The 22,327-nt window shown below is 69.7% G+C and carries 22 protein-coding genes; 21 read left to right on the forward strand and 1 reads right to left on the reverse strand.

Annotated elements, in window-relative coordinates; genetic code table 11:
• Nucleotides 1-43 precede the first annotated feature (43 nt).
• Nucleotides 44-1,117, forward strand: a complete 1,074-nt coding sequence (locus tag AB0J64_RS06380; protein ID WP_364021562.1) for a glycosyltransferase family 2 protein — start codon at nt 44-46, stop codon at nt 1,115-1,117.
• Nucleotides 1,114-2,760 (forward strand): glycosyltransferase, encoded by a 1,647-nt coding sequence (locus AB0J64_RS06385; RefSeq protein ID WP_364021565.1) that lies wholly within the window; start codon nt 1,114-1,116, stop codon nt 2,758-2,760. The genes AB0J64_RS06380 and AB0J64_RS06385 overlap by 4 nt, the downstream gene beginning before the upstream one ends.
• A gap of 138 nt (nt 2,761-2,898) precedes the next feature.
• Here the strand turns inward: AB0J64_RS06385 and AB0J64_RS06390 are convergent, their stop codons facing one another.
• The gene (locus AB0J64_RS06390; RefSeq protein ID WP_364021568.1) at nt 2,899-4,299 is read right to left on the reverse strand and encodes a glycosyltransferase; all 1,401 of its coding nucleotides are present in this window, start codon (nt 4,297-4,299) and stop codon (nt 2,899-2,901) included.
• 240 nt (nt 4,300-4,539) lie between these two features.
• Here AB0J64_RS06390 and thrC point away from each other — a divergent pair, with 240 nt between their 5' ends.
• The 19 genes from thrC (at nt 4,540) to AB0J64_RS06485 (ending at nt 22,309) form a co-directional block, all read left to right on the forward strand.
• Complete coding sequence (gene thrC / locus AB0J64_RS06395) at nt 4,540-5,598, forward strand: threonine synthase (protein WP_364021571.1); 1,059 nt, start codon at nt 4,540-4,542, stop codon at nt 5,596-5,598.
• 22 nt (nt 5,599-5,620) lie between these two features.
• Nucleotides 5,621-6,529, forward strand: a complete 909-nt coding sequence (gene thrB, locus AB0J64_RS06400; protein WP_364021574.1) for a homoserine kinase — start codon at nt 5,621-5,623, stop codon at nt 6,527-6,529.
• 457 nt (nt 6,530-6,986) lie between these two features.
• A complete protein-coding gene (gene rho, locus AB0J64_RS06405; RefSeq protein WP_364021577.1) occupies nt 6,987-9,038 on the forward strand; it encodes a transcription termination factor Rho in 2,052 nt (683 codons plus the stop codon).
• 141 nt (nt 9,039-9,179) lie between these two features.
• A complete protein-coding gene (locus tag AB0J64_RS06410; protein ID WP_364021580.1) occupies nt 9,180-10,445 on the forward strand; it encodes a sensor domain-containing protein in 1,266 nt (421 codons plus the stop codon).
• A 58-nt stretch (nt 10,446-10,503) separates the two neighbouring features.
• Entirely contained in the window at nt 10,504-11,139 is a 636-nt protein-coding gene (locus tag AB0J64_RS06415) for a response regulator transcription factor (protein WP_344987102.1), read from the forward strand.
• Between the two features lie 121 nt (nt 11,140-11,260).
• Nucleotides 11,261-11,479: a 50S ribosomal protein L31 gene (gene rpmE, locus AB0J64_RS06420; protein WP_106248153.1), complete on the forward strand. Its 219-nt coding sequence runs from the start codon at nt 11,261-11,263 to the stop codon at nt 11,477-11,479.
• An 87-nt stretch (nt 11,480-11,566) separates the two neighbouring features.
• Nucleotides 11,567-12,619 (forward strand): peptide chain release factor 1, encoded by a 1,053-nt coding sequence (gene prfA, locus AB0J64_RS06425; RefSeq protein WP_364021583.1) that lies wholly within the window; start codon nt 11,567-11,569, stop codon nt 12,617-12,619.
• The gene (prmC, locus tag AB0J64_RS06430; RefSeq protein WP_344987098.1) at nt 12,616-13,470 is read left to right on the forward strand and encodes a peptide chain release factor N(5)-glutamine methyltransferase; all 855 of its coding nucleotides are present in this window, start codon (nt 12,616-12,618) and stop codon (nt 13,468-13,470) included. The genes prfA and prmC overlap by 4 nt, the downstream gene beginning before the upstream one ends.
• An 84-nt stretch (nt 13,471-13,554) precedes the next feature.
• Nucleotides 13,555-14,151: an L-threonylcarbamoyladenylate synthase gene (locus AB0J64_RS06435; protein WP_364021587.1), complete on the forward strand. Its 597-nt coding sequence runs from the start codon at nt 13,555-13,557 to the stop codon at nt 14,149-14,151.
• Nucleotides 14,152-14,240: 89 nt separating this feature from the next.
• Complete coding sequence (locus tag AB0J64_RS06440) at nt 14,241-15,842, forward strand: hypothetical protein (protein ID WP_364021590.1); 1,602 nt, start codon at nt 14,241-14,243, stop codon at nt 15,840-15,842.
• Nucleotides 15,842-16,216, forward strand: coding sequence for a hypothetical protein (locus AB0J64_RS06445; RefSeq protein ID WP_344987094.1), 375 nt, complete (start codon nt 15,842-15,844; stop codon nt 16,214-16,216). Before AB0J64_RS06440 ends, AB0J64_RS06445 begins: the two co-directional genes overlap by 1 nt.
• Before the next feature lie 66 nt (nt 16,217-16,282).
• A complete protein-coding gene (gene glyA, locus AB0J64_RS06450; RefSeq protein WP_364021595.1) occupies nt 16,283-17,548 on the forward strand; it encodes a serine hydroxymethyltransferase in 1,266 nt (421 codons plus the stop codon).
• Between the two features lie 57 nt (nt 17,549-17,605).
• Nucleotides 17,606-18,904: an MraY family glycosyltransferase gene (locus AB0J64_RS06455; protein WP_364021598.1), complete on the forward strand. Its 1,299-nt coding sequence runs from the start codon at nt 17,606-17,608 to the stop codon at nt 18,902-18,904.
• Between the two features lie 130 nt (nt 18,905-19,034).
• Nucleotides 19,035-19,457 carry a hypothetical protein gene (locus AB0J64_RS06460; RefSeq protein ID WP_364021601.1) on the forward strand — a complete coding sequence of 141 codons (423 nt, stop codon included), beginning with the start codon at nt 19,035-19,037 and terminating at the stop codon, nt 19,455-19,457.
• Nucleotides 19,458-19,523: 66 nt separating this feature from the next.
• A complete protein-coding gene (locus AB0J64_RS06465) occupies nt 19,524-19,739 on the forward strand; it encodes an AtpZ/AtpI family protein (protein WP_357612864.1) in 216 nt (71 codons plus the stop codon).
• Nucleotides 19,740-19,806: 67 nt separating this feature from the next.
• The gene (gene atpB, locus AB0J64_RS06470) at nt 19,807-20,604 is read left to right on the forward strand and encodes a F0F1 ATP synthase subunit A (RefSeq protein ID WP_364021604.1); all 798 of its coding nucleotides are present in this window, start codon (nt 19,807-19,809) and stop codon (nt 20,602-20,604) included.
• Between the two features lie 74 nt (nt 20,605-20,678).
• A complete protein-coding gene (gene atpE, locus AB0J64_RS06475; protein WP_364021607.1) occupies nt 20,679-20,921 on the forward strand; it encodes an ATP synthase F0 subunit C in 243 nt (80 codons plus the stop codon).
• Between the two features lie 36 nt (nt 20,922-20,957).
• A complete protein-coding gene (locus AB0J64_RS06480; RefSeq protein ID WP_364021610.1) occupies nt 20,958-21,500 on the forward strand; it encodes a F0F1 ATP synthase subunit B in 543 nt (180 codons plus the stop codon).
• On the forward strand, nt 21,500-22,309 hold the full coding sequence (locus AB0J64_RS06485) for a F0F1 ATP synthase subunit delta (protein ID WP_364021613.1): 810 nt from the start codon (nt 21,500-21,502) through the stop codon (nt 22,307-22,309). The genes AB0J64_RS06480 and AB0J64_RS06485 overlap by 1 nt, the downstream gene beginning before the upstream one ends.
• The last annotated feature ends 18 nt before the right edge of the window (nt 22,310-22,327 follow it).

The following is a 22,327-nucleotide window of genomic DNA, read 5'->3' on the forward strand; positions in this document are numbered from 1 at the left end:
AAACCGGCGTAAGGTAGGCGCCGACCGAGTCTCAGGGAGGCTTATGTCCATCACCCCTTGCGGCTTCGCGCGCACGCCGGAGAAGGGGCTGGCCCGCCTGCACTGGTCAGACGGCGGCTGGGCGGTCGAGGGACAGCCACCCGACGTGCCGGCGCTGCGCCCGCTCCGGGGCCTGGAGATCGAGTGGCCCGCCGCCGAGGTGCCCCTGGACGGCCTGCTGTGCCTGGCCGCGGCCGGGGTCCCGCTGACCGCCGACCGGGCCGCGCCCTGGGTGCCCGCCGACCTCGCCGCACTGCTCACCGACCGCGACTGGCTCGCTCACGCGGCCGACGGCAGCCCGCGTTCGCCGGCCGACCTGCGCAGGGAGGAGCACAGCGTACGCCTGCGCCGCCTCGCGCACCCCGTCGCCAAGCCCAAGATCAGCATTGTCATGTCAAGCAAGCGGTCAGGGATGGTGGGGGCGGCGCTGGCCCAGATGGAGGCGCAGCGGGACGTCGAGGTCGAGGTGCTGCTCGGGCTGCACGGGGTGGGGTTCGAGGAGGTACGCGAGCCGGTCGAGTCCTGCTCGTTGCCCGTGAAACGGTTCGAGGCGCCGGAGTCCGTGCCGTTCGGCGAGGTGCTCAACCGGACGGCGGCCCTCGCGAGCGGCGACTACCTGGCCAAATGGGATGACGACGACTGGTACGGGCCCCGCCACCTGGGCGATCTGTTCATGGCGCTGTCGTACTCGGGGGCCGACGTGGTGGGGACGACGGCGGAGTTCTTCTATCTGGAGCCGTTACGGGCGACGGTTCGGCGTACGACGTTCGCCAGCGGAGCGGCGTATCCGAGCGAGGTTTGGGCCGATCACGTGGCGGGTGGGACGATCCTGGTGTCAAGAGAGAAATTTCAGGAAATAGGCGGATTTCCCGGGTTGCCGCGAGCTGTCGATCTTGAATTCCTGAAAGCGGCGCAAAAGGCCGGTGCGCGCGTCTACCGCACCCACGGACTCGGCTATGTCCTGCGCAGAGGGCTCAGCGACGAGCACACCTGGCAGCTGCCGCTGGCCCACTTCCTCAAGGTGGCCGTCAACCAGTGGCGAGGTTTCCGCCCCAGCCTGCTGATGGAAGCCGCATGACGACGAGTGTCGCCGGGTCAGCGAGGGTACGCGGCAACGATTACCGGATCCTCGAGCCTCTCCTCGGCGACTTCACCCCGGAGCTCAAGGTCAGCGTCGTCATCCCGGCCTACGGCGGGCAGGACAAGCTCGACCTGGCGCTGGCCGCGCTCGCCGGGCAGACGTACCCGGCGGAGCTGACCGAGGTCATCGTCGTCGACAACGCCAGCGCGCCCCCGCTGCGCCTGCCCGCCGTCCGTCCCAGAGACACGCGTCTGATCGTCTGCGCGGAGCCGGGGCGCGCGAGCGCCCGCAACGCCGGTCTGGCCCAGGCGACGGGCGACGTGATCCACTGGCTCGACTCCGACGTGCTGCTCACCCCGGGCGCGATCGAGGCCCACATGCGCTGGCACCACGCCGCCCCCTATCTCGTCGTGACCGGCTACCTCCGGTTCACCGACGCGGAGCTGCCCGCCGAGCTCCCGGCCGATCTGGAAGAGCACTTCGAGCCGGCCGAGCCGCACACCTGGATCGTCGACCTGGTCGAACGCACCGACGGCCTCACCGACAACCCTCAACGCCCGTTCAGCCTGCACGTCGGGGGCGCGACCTCCGTCAACGCCGGGCTCGTCGAGGCGGCGGGCCTGATGGACGACGAGCTGATCCTGGGCCAGGACACCGAGATGGGCTACCGGCTCAGCCAGGCGGGCGCGGTCTTCGTGCCGGAGCCGGCGGCCCGCGCGTACCACCTCGGGCCCACGATGCGGATGCGCGACAAGCAGCCGATCGACCGGGTGAGCCACGCGTTCGTGGCCGATCGCATCCCGTCGTACCGCTGGCTGCGCGGGCATCCCGGGCGGCAGTGGAAGGTCCCGTACGCCACCGTGGCGGTGGACGGCACGGCGGGCTACGAATCGGTACGGGCCACGGTGGACGCGCTGCTCGCCTGCACCGTGCCCGACCTGTCCGTGCTCCTCGTCGGCCCCTGGGACACCCTCGAGCACGACCACCGCGCGCCGCTGAAGGACCCCGATCTCGACCTGGTGCTGGTCCACGGCCATTACCGGTACGAGGGAAGGGTGATCCTGTCGGTCACGGAGTCGGCCGACCCGGCCGTGCCCTTCGTCCTGCGCCTGCCGCCCGGCTGGATCCCCGGCGAGGACTCGCTCGCCCGCCTGCTCGACCTGGCCCGCGACGAGGGCCTGGGCCTGGTGAACGTGCTGCTCCACGAGTCGTCCCAGGGCGTCGTCGCGGCCCGCCTGGAACGCGCGTCCGCCTTCGCCAGGGCCCGCCTCGTGGCGGCTCCCGGGGAGAACCTCGACGACGTGGTGGACACGGTGGCGGGCGTCTCCTGGGTGGAGGGCGGGACGTACGGGTTCACCACCGAGGCCGCGCCCCTGCTCGGGCGGCGGGGGGCGTACCGGGCCCGGCTGGAGGCCCAGGCCGAGGCGGCCCGGCTGGCCAAGGAGACCGAGCGGCTGCGGGCGCAGGTGGCCAAGTGGAGGGATGAGGCGCAGCGCTGGCGCAAGTCGGCGGTGGAGCTGCGGCGCGAGGTCGGCACGTTACGCCGCCGGCTGGCCACCGCCGGCCGTGCCCCGCAGAGCCTCCGTGTCGTGGTGTCGACGACGATGAAACGCGCCCTGCGCAAACGCCTCCGCGGCTGAGCGCCTGTAACACGCCGCCTGTGCTGCGCCGCCTGTGCTGCCTGCCTGTGTCGCGCCCTTTGCGCATGTGAGCGGTGCCGCGCCTTCGACGCCACACGTGCGTCTTTGGCGCGCGTTTGTGCGGTGGTGCGCGGCTGGTCAGTTGGGGCGGAGGGCGGACTTCAGGCGGCGCAGCAGCGTCTTCTCCGTGGGCGCCACGGACACCGTCACCGGCGCGGGCACGGGCGCCGGGATGGTCACCGGTTCGGGTTGCTTGGGGGCGGGCCAGAAACGGTCCGGATGCTCGTGGCGTACCCCGTGGGTGGTGGCGATGACGTCGTCCAGGTCCGCTCCGGGGTCGGTGAGGAGGACGGCGCGGCCGAGGGCCGAGGTCCGCTCCAGGCGGGCCGTGCGGCCGTCGGGCAGGTCGACGACCAGGACGCCCGTGAGGTCCTTCTGCACCGACTCGATCATGCGCTCCAGCGTCACCCGGTGCAGCGGCACGTCCACAGGCCCGCGGTAGCGGAACGGCGTGGGAGCGGGCGTCGGGGCGGCCTCGTCGATCAGGCGGATGCGTTCGTCGTGCGCGAACAGGTCGCGCATCAGCCGCATCTCGAAACACGGATCAGACAGGACGGAACGGCGCGAGGAGCTCAGCCGCGACCACGGCGCCACCAGCGTCACCACCACGTCCTGCAGCTTGCCGTCCAGCGCCGCCGCCACCGCCTGCCGCACCACCGACTCCGAGGTGTCTGTGACGTCGAGCACGATCTCCACGTACGGCACCAGCCACCGCCGCCCCTGGTCCTTGCGCAGGTCCCTGCGGAGTGGGATCCGGTGCGCCAGGTACGGCTCCACGGCCCGCACGGCGCGTTCCCTGTCGCGGTGCTGCGCGGGCAGCCCCAGGTGTACGGCCTGCGCGTCCATGTCAGGAACGAACACCACGCCGTGCATGGCCAGCCGGTAGGAGAACTCGGTGTCCTCCCCGCGCGCCACGGTCGGGTCAAGACCGCCCACGGCGTGGAAGATCTCCCGGGGAAGGGCGAAGGTCGGCCCTGTGCATACGTGATACGGATTGCGGCTCTTGCGCAGCCCGTCGGTCTTGGCGATCGTCGCCTCGGTGGAGCTCGACACGGCCCCGGCCAGGTCGAACAGCTCTCCCAGGCGCCCCGCCTGGAAGACCTGGCGCGGCGTGACCTGCGGCGGCTCCACGAACTTCTTCATCCCGATGGTGACCAGGTAGTCCGTCACGTGGTGCCAACGGGCCAGCGCCTCGATGTGCTCGCGGCAGGGCACCATGTCGGCGTCGAGCCGCTGGATGATCTCCCCGTCGGCGGCCTTGGCGCCGGTGTTGACGGCGTTGGAGATGCCCCAGCCGTCACGCACCCGTACGATGCGGGTGTTGACCGGGCGGATCTCGGGCAGCCGGACGGGAGGCTCGCTGCCGTCGTCGACGACCAGGACCTCCATGAGATGGTCCGGGTACGTCTGCGCCGCCAGCGCCGCCAGCGACAGGTCGAGCTTGTCCTGCCCGCCGTGAGCCGGTATCACCACGCTCACGGAAAGGGCGGGTGACCAGGCGCCGAGCTCCGGCGCCGCTATTGGTGAATAGTCGTTCTGCCTCAAAGCAGGACGCGCGTCCATGGTGGTGACCCCCTGCCGAGACCTTATCGGGAGATGCTGAGAATTTCCTGAATAGTGCGCCTGTCCAATGGATGTGTCCGGCCGGTGGACACGGCTCCGCGCCGGTCTCCCGCACCCCGTACACTCTGTGCCGAACACCGCAGGTAGGGAGCCATCATGAGCAGGTCGTGGCGAGGCCTCATCGAGGAATACCGCGAGCGTCTTCCCGTCAGTTCCAAGACGCCCGTAATCACGCTGCTCGAAGGCGGGACTCCGCTGGTGCCGGCGCACCGCGTGTCCGCTCTTACGGGGTGCGACGTCTACCTCAAGGTCGAGGGCGCCAACCCGACGGGCAGCTTCAAGGACCGCGGCATGACCATGGCCATCAGCAAGGCGGTCGAGGAGGGGGCCAAGGCGGTCATCTGCGCCTCCACGGGCAACACCTCGGCCTCCGCGGCGGCCTACGCCGTTCGCGCCGGGCTGACCTGCGCCGTGCTGGTGCCGCGGGGGAAGATCGCCATGGGCAAGCTCGCCCAGGCGCTCGTGCACGGGGCCACGCTGCTGCAGGTCGAGGGGTCGTTCGACGACTGCCTGGAGATGACCCGCAAGCTGTCGTCCAGCTATCCGATCGCGCTGGTCAACTCGGTCAACCCGTTCCGGCTCCAAGGGCAGAAGACGGCCGCGTTCGAGATCGTCGACACGCTGGGTGACGCACCGGACATCCACTGCATCCCGGTGGGCAACGCGGGCAACATCTCGGCGTACTGGATGGGCTATCAGGAATACGCGGCCGACGGGGTGTCGACCAAGCGGCCGCGCATGTTCGGCTTCCAGGCCAGCGGCTCGGCGCCCATCGTGGAGGGGGCGCCCGTCGCCCATCCGCACACGATCGCCACCGCCATCCGCATCGGCAATCCGGCCTCCTGGTCGCTGGCCACCGAGGCCCGCGACGAGTCGGGCGGCGTCATCCAGGCGGTGACCGACCGGCAGATCGCGGCGGCGTACAAGCTGCTGGCGCAGGAAGAGGGCGTCTTCGTCGAGCTGGCCTCCGCCGCCAGCGTCGCCGGGCTCCTGCAGGCCCACGCGCAGGGGCTCGTCGACCCGGGTCAGCGCATCGTCTGCACGGTCACCGGCAACGGGCTGAAGGACCCCGACTGGGCGATCTCGGGCGCGCCCGCGCCCGTCGTCATCCCCATCGACGTCCACGCCGCCGCGGCGGCGCTCAACCTCGCCTGACGGCGAGCACGGGGAGGCAGAGTTGAGGACGGTTCAGATTCGCGTGCCCGCGACCTCGGCGAACCTGGGGCCCGGGTTCGACGCGCTCGGGCTGGCACTGAGCCTGTACGACGACGTCGAGGCCACGCTCACCGACGAGCCGGGGACCCGCGTGGTCGTCGAGGGCGAGGGCGCCGGGGAGGTCGATCTCGGGGAGGGGCACCTGGTCGTCAAGGCCATGCGGGCGGCGTTCGACCGCATGGGGGCCGCCCAGCCCGACGGGATCCGTCTGCGCTGCCATAACAGGATCCCGCACGCGCGCGGACTGGGATCCTCCTCGGCGGCCGTCTGCGCGGGCATCCTGGCCGCCCGCGCTTTGGCTAAGGGCGAACAACTTTCTGACGGCGAGGTTTTCGCGCTGGCCACCGAGATGGAGGGCCATCCCGACAACGTCGCCCCCTGCCTGGCCGGCGGGCTGACCGTGGCCTGGTCCGACCACACGGGGACGCCGCATATGGTGAAACTAATCCCCGACGAGCGCATCCGCCCGGTCGCCGTCGTTCCGTCGACGCGGCTGGCCACGGAGACCGCACGGGGACTGTTGCCGAAGGACGTGCCCCACAAGGACGCATCGTTCAACGCCGGCCGGGCCGCGCTGCTGATCGCAGCGCTGACCCAGCGGCCGGAGCCAGGGCTTCTGCTCGCGGCCACCGAAGATCGACTCCATCAGCACTATCGCGCGCCTGCCATGCAGGACACCGCGGATCTGGTAGAACGTCTCCGTGCTGTGGGCGTGCCCGCGATCGTTTCGGGAGCGGGTCCCACTGTTCTTGCGTTTTCGACATCGGATACGCAGGATTTGATCGCGCCAGAAGTGGGTAATGACTGGCACATCCAGCAAATGGACGTCGACCCGATTGGTGCGGACGTTCAGTTCCCCGAGACACGCTGATGCCTCTTTAGACCTTCAGGGAATAGCCGTGTGCGCTGGTGATGTTAGGCTGGTAGCCGCACCAGATGCCCCCTTGGTGGGTGCGTGCTTGTCAGCCACACATCGCTGCATCATGCTTCACGTCGCGAGGCGTGAGCAGCGCGGCTGTCTCCCCGGAATCCGTCACCTCCGGTTGGCCCACACCCGGTTGGCTCAGAACGAGGCGGCGACAACGGGGATCTGCGCGTTCGAGACACATCGACATCTGGTTGGCGACAGCAATCTGGGGGGTGTCAGCCACGCGCCACGGCCATGTGGCGGCTTGGACGAGCCCCTCCCCAAGAGTGGCGACCGTCCACAGCGACGGCCGATGATCGCAGAGTGCACCCCGACCCGGTCTGTCCCGCCGGATCGCAAGCACCTCCGGGACGCCCGGCAGAACGAAACCGGCGCCCGACCCCTGGGAAGGACCTTTTAGTTGAGCGACACCACCGAACTCCTCTCCGACGCATCAGGCGCAGAGCCGGCGTCCGGCGACACCCCCACCCGCGCACCGGCCAAGACCACACGTGCGCGTCGCTCCGGCACCGGCCTGTCCGCCAAGGTGCTGCCCGAGCTGCAGAAGATGGCAGCGGAGCTGGGCATCAGCGGGACCGGGCGCATGCGGAAGAGCCAGCTCATCGCGGCCATCCAGGAGAAGCAGGGTGGCGGTTCCGGCGAAGGCGCATCGGCCCCGGCGGCCGAGGCTCCTGCCGCGGCTGCCGCGGCGCCTGCCGCCGAGCGCCCCACCCGTGCGCGCAGGGAACGTTCCCGCGCCAAGACGGCCGAGGAGCCCACCCCGCAGCCCGCCGCGCAGCCGGCGGAGCCCGTGGCCTCGGCTCCTGAGCCCGTCGCCGCTGCCGCCCCGGCAGAGCCGGTCGTGGAGCAGCAGGCCCAGGTCGTGGAGAGCGGACAGAACGAGACGAGGGGCGAGCGCGGCGAGAGCCGTCGCGAGCGCCGCACCCGCGGCGAGCGCCGCGAGCGGGGCGACCGCTCCGGCAGCGACCGCTCCAGCAGTGACCGCGGCGACCGTAGCGACCGCGGCGACCGTAGCGACCGCGGCGACCGTAGTGACCGCGGCGACCGTGGCGACCGGGCTGACCGTAGTGACCGCGGTGAGGGCGGCCGTGCGGACAGCAGCCGCGACGGCGGGCGTGGCGAGCAGCGCGAGCGCGCCGCCGACTCGGGCGGCCGCGGTGACCAGCGGGGCGACCAGCGCGGTGACCAGCGCGGTGACCAGCGGGGCGGCGACGACGACGAGCGTGGTCGCGGCCGCAGGGGCCGTTTCAGGGAGCGCAACCGTGGCCGTGGCCGCGACCGCTTCGAGGGCAACGAGCCCGTCATCGGCGACGACGACGTGCTCATCCCGATCGCCGGCATCCTCGACATCCTCGACAACTACGCGTTCGTCAGGACCAGCGGCTACCTGCCGGGCAGCAACGACGTCTACGTCTCGCTCGCCCAGATCCGCCGCAACGGCCTGCGCAAGGGCGACGTCGTCACCGGCGCCGTCAGGCAGCCCCGCGACGGCGAGCGGCGCGAGAAGTTCAACGCCCTGGTCCGCCTCGACACCGTCAACGGCATGGACCCGGAGCAGGCCCGCAACCGGCCCGACTTCAACAAGCTGACGCCGCTCTACCCGCAGGAGCGCCTGCGCCTCGAGACCGAGCCGAACATCCTGACCACCAGGATCATCGACCTCGTCTCGCCGATCGGCAAGGGCCAGCGCGGCCTCATCGTCTCGCCGCCCAAGGCCGGTAAGACGATGGTGCTGCAGGCCATCGCCAACGCGATCACCCGCAACAACCCTGAGTGCCACCTGATGGTCGTGCTCGTGGACGAGCGGCCTGAAGAGGTCACCGACATGCAGCGGTCGGTCAAGGGTGAGGTCATCCACTCGACCTTCGACCGTCCCGCCGAGGACCACACCACGGTCGCCGAGCTCGCCATCGAGCGGGCCAAGCGCCTGGTGGAGCTGGGCCACGACGTGGTCGTCCTGCTCGACTCGATCACCCGCCTCGGCCGCGCCTACAACCTGGCGGCCCCGGCGTCCGGTCGCATCCTGTCGGGTGGTGTCGACTCCACGGCGCTCTACCCGCCCAAGCGGTTCTTCGGCGCCGCCCGCAACATCGAGAACGGCGGCTCGCTGACGATCCTCGCCACGGCCCTGGTCGAGACCGGGTCCAAGATGGACGAGGTCATCTTCGAGGAGTTCAAGGGCACCGGCAACGCGGAGCTCAAGCTCAACCGCTCCCTGGCCGACAAGCGGATCTTCCCCGCGGTGGACGTGGACGCGTCCGGCACCCGTAAGGAAGAGATCCTCATGGGCAAGGACGAGCTCCAGATCGTCTGGAAGCTGCGGCGGGTGCTGCACGCTCTGGACATGCAGCAGGCGCTCGAGCTGCTGCTGGAGAAGATGAAGGAGACCAAGTCCAACGCGGAGTTCCTCCTGCAGGTCCAGAAGACCACGGTGAGCAACGACCGCGACTAGCGGCTCCTGGTACTGAAGGGGCGGCAGGGATTTCTTCCTGCCGCCCCTTTTCCGTGCCGCACCGGGGCGGGGGTTAGCCCTACCTCGGCGACGGAAGCCACCCACATTCACTCCGGTCCTTCTCGCGTGCACTCTTGGGACATGCCATCAGTCGCGTTGAAGGAGCGGGTGCCGTTCGGTCCCAAGGGCCCCTTGGGCATCGTGGTCGACCCGATGACATGGCGGGCGGCGCCGTACCTGGGCCTCGCCGGGGTGCTCGGGTTCGGCTGGTTCGCCGTGCTGACCGTGACCGTGCCCGTCTCGCTCACGCTGACGGTCGTCTGGGTGGGCGTGCCGCTGATGATGGCGACAGTGCTCATGTGGCGGGGCGGTGCGATGCTGGAGCGGCGGCTGATGCGCGCGGCGTTCGGCGTCAAGATCGCCGACCCGTACCAGCCCAGGCCGGAACGCGGGGTCGGCGCGCACATCCGGTGGCTGCTGGCGGACGCGGCCACCTGGCAGGACCTCGGCTACCTGCTGATGCTGCTCCCGCTCGGCCTGGTCGAGACGGCCCTGTCCGTGGCCCTGTGGACGGCGTCGGGCATGCTGCTCGTCCAGCCCGTCCTGATGTCCCTGTGGGTGACGACGGGCTTCCAGAGCGAGCTGACCATCAACAGCTGGCCTGGCGCCTTCGTGGCCGCGGTGTTCGGGGCGCTGCTGTTCGTGGTGGCGGCGTACATGGTGCGGGGGATGGCCTGGCTGCACGGGACGCTGGCGACGGTGCTGCTCGGCGGCAGCCAGGAGGAGCGGCTGCGGGCGAGCAGGGCCAGGGGGATCGACGCGGCCGAGGCGGAGCGGCGCAGGATCGAGCGCGACCTGCACGACGGCGCGCAGCAGCGGCTGCTGTCGGTGGCGGTGGACCTGGGGCGGGCGCAGTCGAAGTTCGACAGCGAGCCCGAGGTGGCCAGGGAGCTCATCGCCCAGGCCCACGCCGGCACGAAGGCGGCCATCGCCGAGCTGCGCAATCTGGCCAGGGGCATCCATCCGGCCATCCTGAGCGACCGCGGCCTCGACGCGGCCCTTTCTGGGCTGGCCGCGCGGGCGCCCATCCACGTGGACGTCTCCGTCGAGCTGGGCGAACGGCCGCCCGCGGCCGTCGAGAGCATCGCGTACTTCATCGTGGCCGAGACGCTGGCCAACATGGCCAAGCACTCCGGCGCCACCGAGGCGTCGGTGACGGTGCTCAGGGACCACCGCGGCGTGGTCGTCGACGTGTGGGACAACGGCATCGGCGGGGCGCTCGTGTGCCCCGGTGGCGGCCTGTCCGGGCTGGCCGCCCTGGCGGCCACCATCGACGGCGTGCTCGTCCTGCACAGCCCTGTGGGCGGTCCCACGCTCGTGCGTGCGGAGCTGCCCTGCGAGTGGTAGGCGCGCACTTGCGGCCTGCAGTGGACAGCTGAACGCTGCCCACTGTAACTATGTGGCCATGCGCGTGGTCATCGCCGAGGACTCCGTACTGCTGCGCGAGGGGCTCGCGCGGCTGCTCGCCGACGGCGGCATCGAGACCGTCGCGGCTGTCTCGGACGGGTCGGCGCTCGTCTCCGCCGTCCTGGAGCACGAGCCCGACCTCGCGATCGTCGACGTACGCATGCCGCCCACCCACACCGACGAGGGCCTGCGGGCGGCGCTGCAGGTGCGCGCGGCCGTACCCGACTTCCCCATCCTCGTTCTCTCCCAGTACGTCGAGGAGCGGTACGCGGGAGACCTCATCGGCAGGGCCGTCGGCTACCTGCTGAAGGAGCGGGTCGCCGACGTGGCCGAGTTCCTGGAGGCGGTACGCCAGGTCGCCGCCGGCGGCACGGTCATCGACCCCGAGGTCGTCGTGCAGCTGCTGAGCCGCCAGCGCCGCGGAGCCCCGCTCGACTCGCTCTCGCCCCGCGAGCGCGAGGTGCTCGCCCTGATGGCCGAGGGCCGCTCCAACACCGCCATCGCCACCAGGCTGGTCGTCACGGAAGGCGCCGTGGAGAAGCACATCTCCGGCATTTTCGCCAAACTGGCCCTGGGGCCCGCGCCCGAGGATCACCGCCGCGTGCTGGCCGTCCTGACGTACCTGGGCCGCTGACGGGAATGCACGATGGCCTGGGATGGTTGGACGATCTGGCACACTGGTAGCTGACCATTTGCGGCTCCGGTTCACGCCGTGCGTGATGGCGACCCGGCGGCCGCACCCCGAAAGGACAGCGATGAAGCGCGACATTCACCCTGACTACAACGTGACGCAGGTCTCCTGCTCCTGCGGTAACACGTTCACCACCCGTAGCACCGCGAAGAACGGCGTCATCCACGCCGACGTCTGCTCTGCCTGCCACCCGTTCTACACCGGCAAGCAGAAGATCCTCGACACCGGCGGCCGGGTGGCGCGCTTCGAGAAGCGCTTCGGCAAGAAGGCCACGGGCAAGTAGCTTCACCGACGCCGGCCCGGACGCACTTCCGTGCGCCGGGTCGGCGTTGTTGGTGTGGAACGGCCCAACCAGACGTAAGGACCCACGGTGAACCTCGACGAGTTGCTCAAGGAGTATTCCGAGCTGGAGGTGCAGCTCGCCGACCCCGCCGTGCACGCCGACCAGAACAAGGCCCGCACCCTGGGCAGGCGCTACTCGCAGCTCACGCCGGTCATCGGCACCTACCGCGAGCTCGAGTCGGCCCGCGAGGACCTGAGCGCCGCCAAGGAGCTGGCCGGTGAGGACGAGGCGTTCGCGGCCGAGGCCGCCGAGATCGAGGAGCGCATCCCCCAGCTGGAGGAGAGGCTCAGGCACCTGCTGATCCCGCGCGATCCCAACGATGACAAGGACATCATCATGGAGATCAAGGCGGGCGAGGGCGGCGAGGAGTCCGCGCTGTTCGCGGGCGACCTGCTGCGGATGTACCTGAGATACGCCGAGCGCCTCGGCTGGAAGACCGAGGTCATCGACAGCCAGCCCTCCGACCTGGGCGGTTACAAGGACGTCACGGTCGGCATCAGGGCCAAGGGCGACGAGGGCGTGTGGTCCAGGCTCAAGTACGAGGGCGGCGTCCACCGCGTGCAGCGGGTGCCCGTCACCGAGTCGCAGGGCCGCATCCACACCAGCGCCGCGGGCGTGCTCGTCTACCCGGAGGCGGAGGAGGTCGACGTCCAGATCGACCCCAACGACCTGCGCATCGACGTCTACCGTTCCAGCGGCCCCGGCGGCCAGAGCGTCAACACCACCGACTCGGCGGTCCGCATCACCCACCTGCCCACCGGCGTGGTCGTCTCGTGCCAGAACGAGAAGAGCCAGCTCCAGAACAAGGAGTCGGCCCTGCGCATCCTGCGCGCCCGCCTGCTGGCCATGGCGCAGGAGCAGGCCGATGCGGCCGCGCAGGCCGAGCGCAAGTCGCAGGTCCGCACGGTCGACCGCTCCGAGCGCGTCCGTACCTACAACTTCCCGGAAAACCGCATCTCCGACCACCGGGTCGGCTTCAAGGCGTATAACCTCGACCAGGTTCTCGACGGCGAGCTCAACGCCGTCACCCAGGCCCTCATCGACGCCGAGATGGCGGAGAAGCTCGCACAACACTCATGACATTTCTGCTGGACGAGATCGCCCTCGCCACCGCTCGGCTGGCCGAGGCAGGTGTTCCCTCACCGCGCACCGACGCTGAGGAGATCGCGGCGTTCGTCCACGGCGTGCGCAGGAGCGAGCTCCACACGGTCAAGGACGCCGATTTCGACGCGCTGTTCTGGGAGGGCGTGGCCAGGCGGGAGGCCCGCGAGCCACTGCAGCACATCACCGGCCACGCCTACTTCCGCTATCTGGAGCTCGCGGTCGGGCCCGGCGTGTTCGTGCCGCGGCCCGAGACCGAGGTGGTGGCCGGCTGGGCCATCGAGACGCTGCGCGAGATGGACGTGACCGCCCCGCTCGTGGTCGACCTCGGCACCGGCTCCGGCGCGATTGCGCTCTCGATCGCCCAGGAGGTGGCGCTGGCCGAGGTCCACGCCGTGGAGGTCGACCCGGGGGCGTACACCTGGGCCAAGCGCAACATCTCCGAGCACGGCCAGGGCCGCACCCACCTGCACCCCGAGGACCTCGCCGAGGCGCTGCCCGAGCTCAACGGCAAGGTCGACCTGGTCATCTCCAACCCGCCCTACATCCCGCCCGGAGCGATCCCGCGCGACCCCGAGGTGCGCGACTACGACCCCTCCAGGGCGCTGTACGGCTCCGGCGACGACGGGCTCGGCGAGGTGCGCGCGGTCGAGCGCACGGCCCGCCGGCTGCTGCGGCCGGGCGGCTGGGTGGCCGTCGAGCACGCCGACGAGCAGGGCAGGGCGGTCTACCTGACGTTCCCCGAGGACCACGGCTGGCGTGACGTGCGCCTTCGGCAGGACCTCACCAGAAGAGACCGCTTCGTCACGGCCCGGCTGGGCCAGGACTAGGATCTATGCGAGCGGGAGCGAGGCGATAAGAACGTGTCCAGACGTTTTGACTGCTCCGACCTGGAGCAACGTACTGTTGGCCTGATGGAGGCCGCATCGGCCGTGCGCCGTGGCGACCTTGTGGTGCTGCCGACCGACACCGTCTACGGCATCGGCGCCGACGCCTTCACGCCGTCGGCGGTCACCGCGCTGCTCGACGCCAAGGGCCGGGGCCGCGAGATGCCGCCGCCCGTGCTCGTGGGCACCGTCAGAGCCGCCACAGCGCTCATAGACGACCTCGGGCCGTACGGGCAGGACTTGATAGACGCCTTCTGGCCCGGGCCGCTCACGCTCATCTGCAAGGCCAACAGGGCCCTCTCCTGGGACCTGGGGGAGACCAAGGGCACGGTGGCCGTACGCATGCCGCTCCACCCGGTGGCGCTCGACCTGCTCAAGGAGACCGGCCCCATGGCCGTCTCCAGCGCCAACCGCTCCGGCGCCCCCGCCGCCACCACGGCGGACGAGGCGGAGGAGCAGCTCGGGGATTCGGTCGACGTCTACCTCGACGGCGGCAAGACCACCGACAACACGCCCTCCACCATCCTCGACCTCACCACGGCCGTGCCCAGGCTGCTGCGTCGCGGGGCGATCCCGGTGGAGAAGCTGCGCGGCATCATCGGGTACGTCGCCACCGAGGACTGACGTATACCGTCTGCTTATCCCGGCTGCGATCGCGCTCCGGCCGACATTACGGTGAGCCCCGGAGCGGCGATTACGTCCGGGAGTGGCCCATGGGCAAGTTCGACGGCATGGATCCCAAGCTGGTCCGCGACCTGCTGGCCGAGGTGAAACACGCGGCCACGCAGCTGCGCGCGGCCGAGGACCGGGTCAGGCTCGCCATGCACCGGGCCGGGCTGTCCGCCGTGACCACCCACCGTCCCGTCCAGGTCGCGGAGGCGGCCGACACGATGGTCAAGGACGTCAACGTCCGGCTCGGGGCGCTGGAGAAACGGGTCGACCAGCCGCGGGGCGACGAGCCCAAGGACGTGCGCGGGGACCAGAACAAGTACGACAATCCGCGGTCCGACGGGACTCCGCCGAAGAACGACGACACCAAGACGGGCGAGGAGACCAGGACCGGGGACGGCCCCAAGCCAGATGCTGACGGGAAGACGGGCGATCAGCCCAAAGCAGATGCTGATGGCAAGACGGGTGACCAGCCCAAGGCGGACGCTGACGGGAAGACGGGCGATCAGCCCAAAGCTGACGCTGACGGCAAGACGGGCGACCAGCCCAAAGCTGACGCTGACGGCAAGACCGGCGATCAGCCCAAAGCTGACGCTGACGGCAAGACCGGCGACCAGCCCAAAGCTGACGCCGACGGCAAGACGGATGCCGATGGTGACGGGAAGGCGTGCGACGGCGCCAAGGACACAGGGACCGGCCAGGACACCGGGACCGACCAGGACACCGGGACCGACCGCAGGACCGGTGACCAGTCCGTCGACCTGCCCGCTGACCAGCCTAAGGACGACGACCTGGACAGCCGGCGCGACCGCGGCGCCGAGGCCGACGGCGGCGCGGCCGGCACCGAGGCCAAGGACCACCAGGACGTGACCAAGCCGCAGATCGTGGAGGTCGACGGCGTCAAGGTCCTGCAGATCCCCATCGACCCGCCCACGGCCGAGCAACTGGAGGACCTGCTCAAGGACACCGACAAGGTGCAACCGGCGGACATGCCGCACCTCCCCGCCGACACCGCGACCACCCACGCCGCCGACGTCAACGCCTGGGCGAACGACGGCAGCGACGTGGTCTCCGCCGACACCGACCCGCCCGGCCCGGACGCGCTGAAGACGGTGGTGGGCCACCACCGCGAGATCCCACCGCTGGACATGCCGGGCCTGTCGGAGACGTCCGGCCACGACACCACACCGACGGACGGCACGGCCCCCACCGCCGGCACGAACGACGACGCCTGCGCCTCCAACGGCGACACCACCCCGGGAAGCACCACACCCGACAGCCCCTCGAGCGACGGGGCCGGCCAGAAGGACGGCCAGACGACGGGAGGCCGAGGGGCGCCCGTCTCCGTCCCGCCGACCAACCCCTCGATCCAGATGCAGATCGCGTACGGGCCGGACACCGCGGCATCGAACGTCGCCGCCTGGGCGAACGACGGCAGCGACGTCGTCTCCGCGGACGTCACACCGCCCGGCCTGGACGCGCTGGGGACGGTCGTGGAGCACCACCGCGACATCCAGCCCCTCGACATGCCCTCGGTCGAGGTCCCGCCGGGCGAGTACGGCAGGGGCGAGTGGGCCCCCAGGGACATCCGGCCGGACGGCCCGCAGGGCGAGATCGACCCGGGCACGCCGGAAAGGAGCGCGTGATGTACGTCGACCCCCCGGCGCCCAAGCCAAGGGACCCCAACGAGACCCCGCCGGTCAGCGCCTCAGGAGCCCTGGACGACCCGCAGAGGGCCTGGGAGTTCAACCCCGACTACCAGCGCCTGGTCGTGGCGTGGAACACCGTCCTGCCCCAGCTGGAGGCACTCAGAACGGCGCTTGACAAGGCGTACGGCCTGGCCAAGAGCCCTCAGACGTGGGACGCCCCCGTGGGGGAGCGCTATGTCCAGGACATCCGCGAGTGGCGCAACAGGCTCGCCGTCTACCGCCACAACGTGCTGACGACCATCAGCGACGAGGCGGCCGACACCCCCAGATGGATCCCGACCACGGCCAACGCGCCCCATGCGTTCCAGTAGCGCACACCAGGCGCGCGCCACCCCCTGAGGCTGGGTGAAACGGACATCAGGTCGTACAGTGGGGAAATGGGTGGAGAACCCTACTACGGCCCCGACTTCGGGCTCCTGCGGAAGCAGGACCCGGAGCTCGCACAGGTGCTGCTCGACGAGCTGGACCGGCAGCGGGGCAACCTCCAGCTGGTCGCGAGCGAGAACTTCACCTCGCCCGCCGTCCTGGCCGCGATGGGCTCGACCCTCACCAACAAGTACGCCGAGGGTTACCCGGGCAGGCGCTACTACGGCGGCTGCGAGGTCGTGGACCGGGCCGAGCGGCTGGCGGTGCAGCGGGCGCGCGAGCTGTTCGGGGCCGAGCACGCCAACGTCCAGCCGCACTCCGGCGCCTCGGCGAACCTCGCCGCCTATGCCGCACTGCTGCAGCCCGGCGACACGATGCTGGCCATGGCCCTGTCGCACGGCGGCCATTTCACCCACGGCTCCAAGGTGAACTTCTCGGGAAGATGGTTCAACGTCGTGTCGTACGGGGTGCGACGCGACACCGAGCTCATCGACTACGACGAAGTCAGGGACCTGGCCCTGCGGCACCAGCCCAAGCTCATCGTGTGCGGCGCCACGTCGTACCCGAGACTGATCGACTTCACGGTCTTCCGCTGCATCGCGGACGAGGTGGGGGCCTGGCTGCTGGCCGACGTCGCGCACACGATCGGGCTGATGGCGGGCGGCGCGATCCCGTCGGCGGTGCCGCACGCGGACGTCGTGACGCTCACCACCCACAAGGCGCTGCGCGGGCCGCGCGGCGGGGCCATCCTGTGCACGGAGGAGCTGGCCCCGAAGATCGACCGGGCGGTGTACCCGTTCATCCAGGGCGGGCCGCTGATGCACGTGGTGGCGGCCAAGGCGGTGGCGTTCGCGGAGGCGATGCGGCCGGAGTTCGCCGACTACGCCAGACGCGTGGTCGTGAACGCGCGGGCGCTGGCGGAAGCGCTGGCGGGGGAGGGGATGCGGGCCGTGTCCGGCGGCACGGACACCCATCTGGCCCTGATCGACCTGCGTGACCTGGACGTGTCCGGCGCCGAGGCCGAGCGCAGGTGCGCCCGCGCGGGGATCACGCTCAACCGGAACGTGATCCCGTACGATCCCGAGCCGCCGGCCGTCACGTCGGGGATCCGGGTCGGCACGCCGTGCGTGACCACCCAGGGCATGGGCTCCGAGGAGCTGAAGGAGGTGGGCACCCTGGTGACCAGGGCAGTGCGCCAGCCCGGCACAGCCGAGGAGATTCGGGAAAGAGTCTCGGCGCTTCTGGCCATCCATCAGCCATATCTCAGCGAATATTAAGCGGGTCTGTGTCGTTTTCCGGCCTCAGCAGGCCGGAGGATCCGGGAAACTAGGTTCGTGCGCGAATACCTGTTCATGGCGCTCATATCGGCGGCGGTCACGTACCTGCTGGTTCCGCTGGTGCGCCGCTTTGCCATCCGCATCGGCGCCATGCCGGAGATTCGCGATCGTGACGTGCACACCACGCCGACGCCCAGATTGGGCGGCCTGGCCATGTACGGCGGGCTGGTCGTGGGGTTGCTGCTGGCCGGCCAGCTCACCCATTCGAGCGAGGCGCTGGCGGGCACCGGCGCCCAACCCGTGGCCGCCCTGATCATCGCGGGCGGGCTCATCACGTTCACCGGCTTCCTCGACGACTGGTGGGGCATGGACGCCTTCATCAAGCTCGCCGGGCAGGTCGCGGCGGCCGGGGTGCTGGTCTTCTTCAATATGCGGCTGACCTCCATCCCGCTGCCCGAGGCATGGGGCGGCCCGACCAGCGTCGACTACACGCTCAGCACGGTCATCACCATCCTGGTCGTGGTGGTGACGATCAACGCGGTCAACTTCGTCGACGGGCTCGACGGGCTGGCGGCCGGGATCGTGTGCATCGCGGCCATGGCCACGTGGGTCTATTCGATCATCATCTCGCAGAAGATCTCCGGGAGTAACATCACCGCCACGGCGGCCATCGTCGCCGTCCTCATCGGCACGTGCCTGGGCTTCCTCCCGCACAACTTCCATCCCGCGAAGATCTTCATGGGTGACACCGGGGCCATGCTGATCGGACTGGTGCTCGCCTCCTCGATCGTCACCGTGACGCCGGTCGACACCACGGCGATCTCGGACATGAACGAGTTCCCGGTGGTGGTCCCGCTGCTGATCCCGGCGGCCGTCCTGGTGCTGCCGCTCATCGACCTGATAACCGCGGTCGTACGGCGCACGTCACAGGGCCTGTCTCCCTTCGCGCCCGACCGCGGTCACCTGCACCACCGGCTGATGGACATCGGCCACTCGCACCGGCGTTCCGTGCTGATCATGTACGCGTGGACGTTCCTGTTCTCGTTCCTCGTCGTGGGCCTGTCCTGGGTCGGCGTGCCCGTCCTGATCTTCCCCGCGGTCATCGTCCTCGCGATCGCCGTGCTGATCCTGATGGCGATGCCGCGCTGGCGGGGCAGGGGCGGTGCGCACGCCGCGACGCCCGACGATCCCGACGACGACGGCGGTCCGCCCACCGGCCCGATGCCGCCGATCCTGCCGATCCTGCCGCAGGATCCCCAGGTCAAGCGGCAGACGCCGCCCTCCGGCGGCCCCTCGCAGGAGCGCGCAAGCGCCGAGGGAAAACCGGTCATTCCGGCCTTTCCGAGCCGTTCTTGATCGCGAACTAGAAACGGCAGGTAAAAGCGGTCTTCCGTGAGCTTGTGATATCTTTCACGAGCAGGGACTCCAGATGCACCGGCTCTGGAGGTAGCAAACGCTCGCTTGACAATTTGCTGATGGAGCATCAATGCAGGCCAACGACGTGCGCGTACTCAAGAGCGCCGCGATTCCGACCTCGCTGGTCGGGGTGGTCGCCGTGGCCGTCTCGCTCCTGACGAGTGGCGGCAAGGGAGCGCTGGGCGCGGCCATCGGAGCTCTGCTCGTCGGGGTTTTCTTCAGCATCAGCGTGGTAGCGGTGTCCTATGCCGCACGGGTTTCCCCCCAGATGATGGCGATCGCGGCGATGGTCAGCTATCTCGTCAAGGTGATCGCCATCATGGCCGTGCTGGTCTCCTTCCGCGACACCACGGCCTGGAACACCCAGACTTTCGCCTGGTCGGTCGTGGTCTGCACGCTCGTCTGGACGGGCTTCGAAGTGCGCGCGTTCATGAAGACCAAGATGCTCTACGTCGACCCCGAAGCCAGGGTCCCCGGGAAGGGCGACTCATGAAAGCAGGTAAAGGGACGGGGTCCGATATGACTAGTCCTCTACTTGCCTGCTATTGTCAAGGCCGCGATGAGCGCACAGAAACGCCGACCCGAAGAAGACGGTCGCGACTTCGCCGACGCCATGTGGTCAGTCCCCAGCTATCTGCTTGCAGGGATGGCCTTCTACGGCGGCCTCGGGTGGTTGCTGGACCGGTGGTTGGGCCTGTCCGCGCTCTTCCCCATAGGCGTCGTTCTTGGGGTTGTGCTCTCCGGCTATCTGGTCTACCGGAAGTTCGGTCGCTAGCCCGACACAGCGATCACTTCGCTGAGGAAACTCTTGTGATCCACTACCACGTTGAAGGGAACGCCGCGTGAGTACGCTGACGCTCCTCGCTCCGCCATCCGACCAGTTCGGGGCACCGACTCCGGAAGAGCTGTTCAATCTTCCCCCCATCATTCCGGGGGTGGACTGGTTCACCAAGCCGGTTCTTCTCGCGATCCTGTCCGTGATCGTCGTGGTCGGCTTCCTCTGGGCGGCCTTCGCCAACCCCAAGGTTGTGCCGAGGGGCGTCCAGAACGTCGCCGAATACGGCTACATGTTCGTCCGCGACCAGGTCGCCCGGCCCTTCCTGGGCAAGGACGCCGACCGGTGGATGGGCCTGCTGGTGACGCTCTTCTTCACGGTCCTCCTCTGGAACATCATGGGTGTCATCCCGATACTCCAGTTCCCGGTGGCCTCGCACATCGCCTTCCCGGCCGTGCTCGCGCTCTCGATCTACGTGCTCAAGGTCTACCTGGGCATGAAGCACCAGGGAGCGCTCGGCTACTTCAAGAACATGATGTTCCCCCCTGGGCTGCCGAAGCCGATCTACGTGCTGCTGTCGCCGATCGAGTTCCTGTCGAACCTGATCATCGCGCCGTTCACGCACGCGGTCCGACTCTTCGCCAACATGTTCGCCGGCCACATGCTGCTGGCCTTCTTCAGCATGGTCGGCTTCTGGTTCCTCTTCGAGAAGCTGACGCCGCTCGGCGCCGGGGTGGGCGTGATCGGCGTGGTCATGACCATCATCCTCACGGGCTTCGAGATGTTCATCCAGTTCCTGCAAGCGTTCCTGTTCGCGATGCTGGCCGCCATGTACATCGGCGGCTCGCTGCACCCAGAGCACTGAGAACCCACATACCGGAATATCCATGACCGGTGAGGACTCCGCTTCACCGGCCGTCCAGTAAAGGAATAACAGTAATGAGCGTTCTCGCTGAGGTCTCCGGCAACGTCACCGCCATCGGTTACGGTCTCGCCGCCATCGGCCCCGGCATCGGCGTCGGCATCATCTTCGGCCAGGGCGTGCAGGCCATCGCCCGCCAGCCGGAGGCGTACGGCCTGATCCGCCAGAACATGCTCCTGGGCTTCGTTCTCACCGAGGCCCTCGCCCTGATCGGTCTGGTCGCGCCGTTCATCTTCCAGGGAATCGGCGCCCAGGGCTGATACCCCTTCTGACGAAAGGCTGCACTCATGACGTACATGGCAGCTACGCTCCTCGCCGAGGAGGGGGCCGGCAACCCTCTCATTCCGCACGCCTACGAGCTCGTCGTCGGTATCTTCTCGTTCTTCGTCATCCTCTTCGTCGTCGGCAAGATCCTCATGCCGCGCATCCAGAAGACGTTGGCTGAGCGGACCGACGCGATCGAGGGCGGCATCAAGCGGGCCGAGGAGGCCCAGGCCGAGGCGCAGGCCCTGCAGCAGCAGTACCGCGACCAGCTCGCCGAGGCCAGGCACGAGGCGGCCCGGCTCCGCGAGGAGGCTCGCGAGCAGGCCGCGCAGATCAAGGCCGAGCTCCGCGAGGAGGCGCAGGCCGAGGCCCGCCGTCTCGTCGAGGCGGCCCACGCGCAGATCGAGGCGGACCGCCAGGCCGCCTTCTCGCAGCTCCGCGCCGAGATCGGTCGCCTGTCGACCGATCTGGCCGGCCGCATCGTCGGCGAGTCCCTTGAGGACGAGGTCCGGCAGAGCCGCATCGTCGACCGGTTCCTCGACGAGCTCGAGTCCTCGCCGCAGGCGGTGCGCTAATGAGGGGTCTGAGCAGGACGTCGCTGGCCGAGGTCGAGGAGCGCTTCAACGCGGTCGCAGGCAGTGCCGACCTCGGTGCGCTCTCCGACGAGCTGTTCGCGGTCGCGGACCTGCTCGACCGGGAGCACGGCCTGCGCCGCGCCCTGTCCGACCCGGCCAGGCCCGCCGAGCAGAAGGCGGGCACCGTGCGCGCGCTGCTCGGGGGCAAGGTCAACGAGGCGGCGCTGGCCACCACCGAGGCCGCGGTCGCGGCCAGGTGGTCGCGCGCCGGTGACCTGGCCGACGTGCTCGAGCGGCTCGGCGTCGTCGCCGCGGCCGCTGAGGCGGAGAGCCAGTCCAGGCTCGACGACGTGGAGGACGAGCTCTTCCGCTTCGGCCGCGTCGTCGCCGCCAACCCCGACCTGCGCCGTGCGCTCGCCGACCAGGCGGCGCCCGCGTCGGGCAAGGAGCAGCTGCTGCGCGACCTGCTCGGCGGCAAGGTGGCTCCGACCACCCTGCGCCTGATCACGCAGGTCGCGGTGCATCCGCGCGGGCGTAGCCTGGAAGCAGGGCTGGAGGAGGCCGGTCACCTCGTGGCCGCGCAGCGCCGGCGCCTCGTGGCGGTGGTGCGCAGCGCGGTCGAGCTGACCGAGGGGCAGAAGCAGCGCCTGGCGGCGTGGCTGAGCTCCTCCTACGGCCGTGACGTGCACCTGAACGTCGAGGTGGACAAGCGAGTGCTCGGTGGGTTCTCGGTCCGCATCGGCGACGAGATCATCGACACCACCATTGTGGGACGAATCGAAGAAGTCCGCCGCCGGTTGGCCGGCTAGGCGAATAGGGAGACAGAG

The sequence above is a fragment of the Nonomuraea sp. NPDC049695 genome, assembly GCF_040674955.1.
In the GTDB taxonomy this organism is placed as follows: domain Bacteria; phylum Actinomycetota; class Actinomycetes; order Streptosporangiales; family Streptosporangiaceae; genus Nonomuraea; species Nonomuraea helvata.

Coding starts and splice junctions, on each gene's coding strand:
- AB0J64_RS06380 (WP_364021562.1), top strand. CDS start 44: ATGTCCATCACCCCTTGCGGCTTCGCGCGCACGCCGGAGAAGGGGCTG.
- AB0J64_RS06385 (WP_364021565.1), top strand. CDS start 1,114: ATGACGACGAGTGTCGCCGGGTCAGCGAGGGTACGCGGCAACGATTAC.
- thrC (WP_364021571.1), top strand. CDS start 4,540: ATGAGCAGGTCGTGGCGAGGCCTCATCGAGGAATACCGCGAGCGTCTT.
- AB0J64_RS06410 (WP_364021580.1), top strand. CDS start 9,180: ATGCCATCAGTCGCGTTGAAGGAGCGGGTGCCGTTCGGTCCCAAGGGC.
- AB0J64_RS06415 (WP_344987102.1), top strand. CDS start 10,504: ATGCGCGTGGTCATCGCCGAGGACTCCGTACTGCTGCGCGAGGGGCTC.
- rpmE (WP_106248153.1), top strand. CDS start 11,261: ATGAAGCGCGACATTCACCCTGACTACAACGTGACGCAGGTCTCCTGC.
- prmC (WP_344987098.1), top strand. CDS start 12,616: ATGACATTTCTGCTGGACGAGATCGCCCTCGCCACCGCTCGGCTGGCC.
- AB0J64_RS06435 (WP_364021587.1), top strand. CDS start 13,555: ATGGAGGCCGCATCGGCCGTGCGCCGTGGCGACCTTGTGGTGCTGCCG.
- AB0J64_RS06440 (WP_364021590.1), top strand. CDS start 14,241: ATGGGCAAGTTCGACGGCATGGATCCCAAGCTGGTCCGCGACCTGCTG.
- AB0J64_RS06445 (WP_344987094.1), top strand. CDS start 15,842: ATGTACGTCGACCCCCCGGCGCCCAAGCCAAGGGACCCCAACGAGACC.
- glyA (WP_364021595.1), top strand. CDS start 16,283: ATGGGTGGAGAACCCTACTACGGCCCCGACTTCGGGCTCCTGCGGAAG.
- AB0J64_RS06460 (WP_364021601.1), top strand. CDS start 19,035: ATGCAGGCCAACGACGTGCGCGTACTCAAGAGCGCCGCGATTCCGACC.
- AB0J64_RS06465 (WP_357612864.1), top strand. CDS start 19,524: ATGAGCGCACAGAAACGCCGACCCGAAGAAGACGGTCGCGACTTCGCC.
- atpE (WP_364021607.1), top strand. CDS start 20,679: ATGAGCGTTCTCGCTGAGGTCTCCGGCAACGTCACCGCCATCGGTTAC.
- AB0J64_RS06480 (WP_364021610.1), top strand. CDS start 20,958: ATGGCAGCTACGCTCCTCGCCGAGGAGGGGGCCGGCAACCCTCTCATT.
- AB0J64_RS06485 (WP_364021613.1), top strand. CDS start 21,500: ATGAGGGGTCTGAGCAGGACGTCGCTGGCCGAGGTCGAGGAGCGCTTC.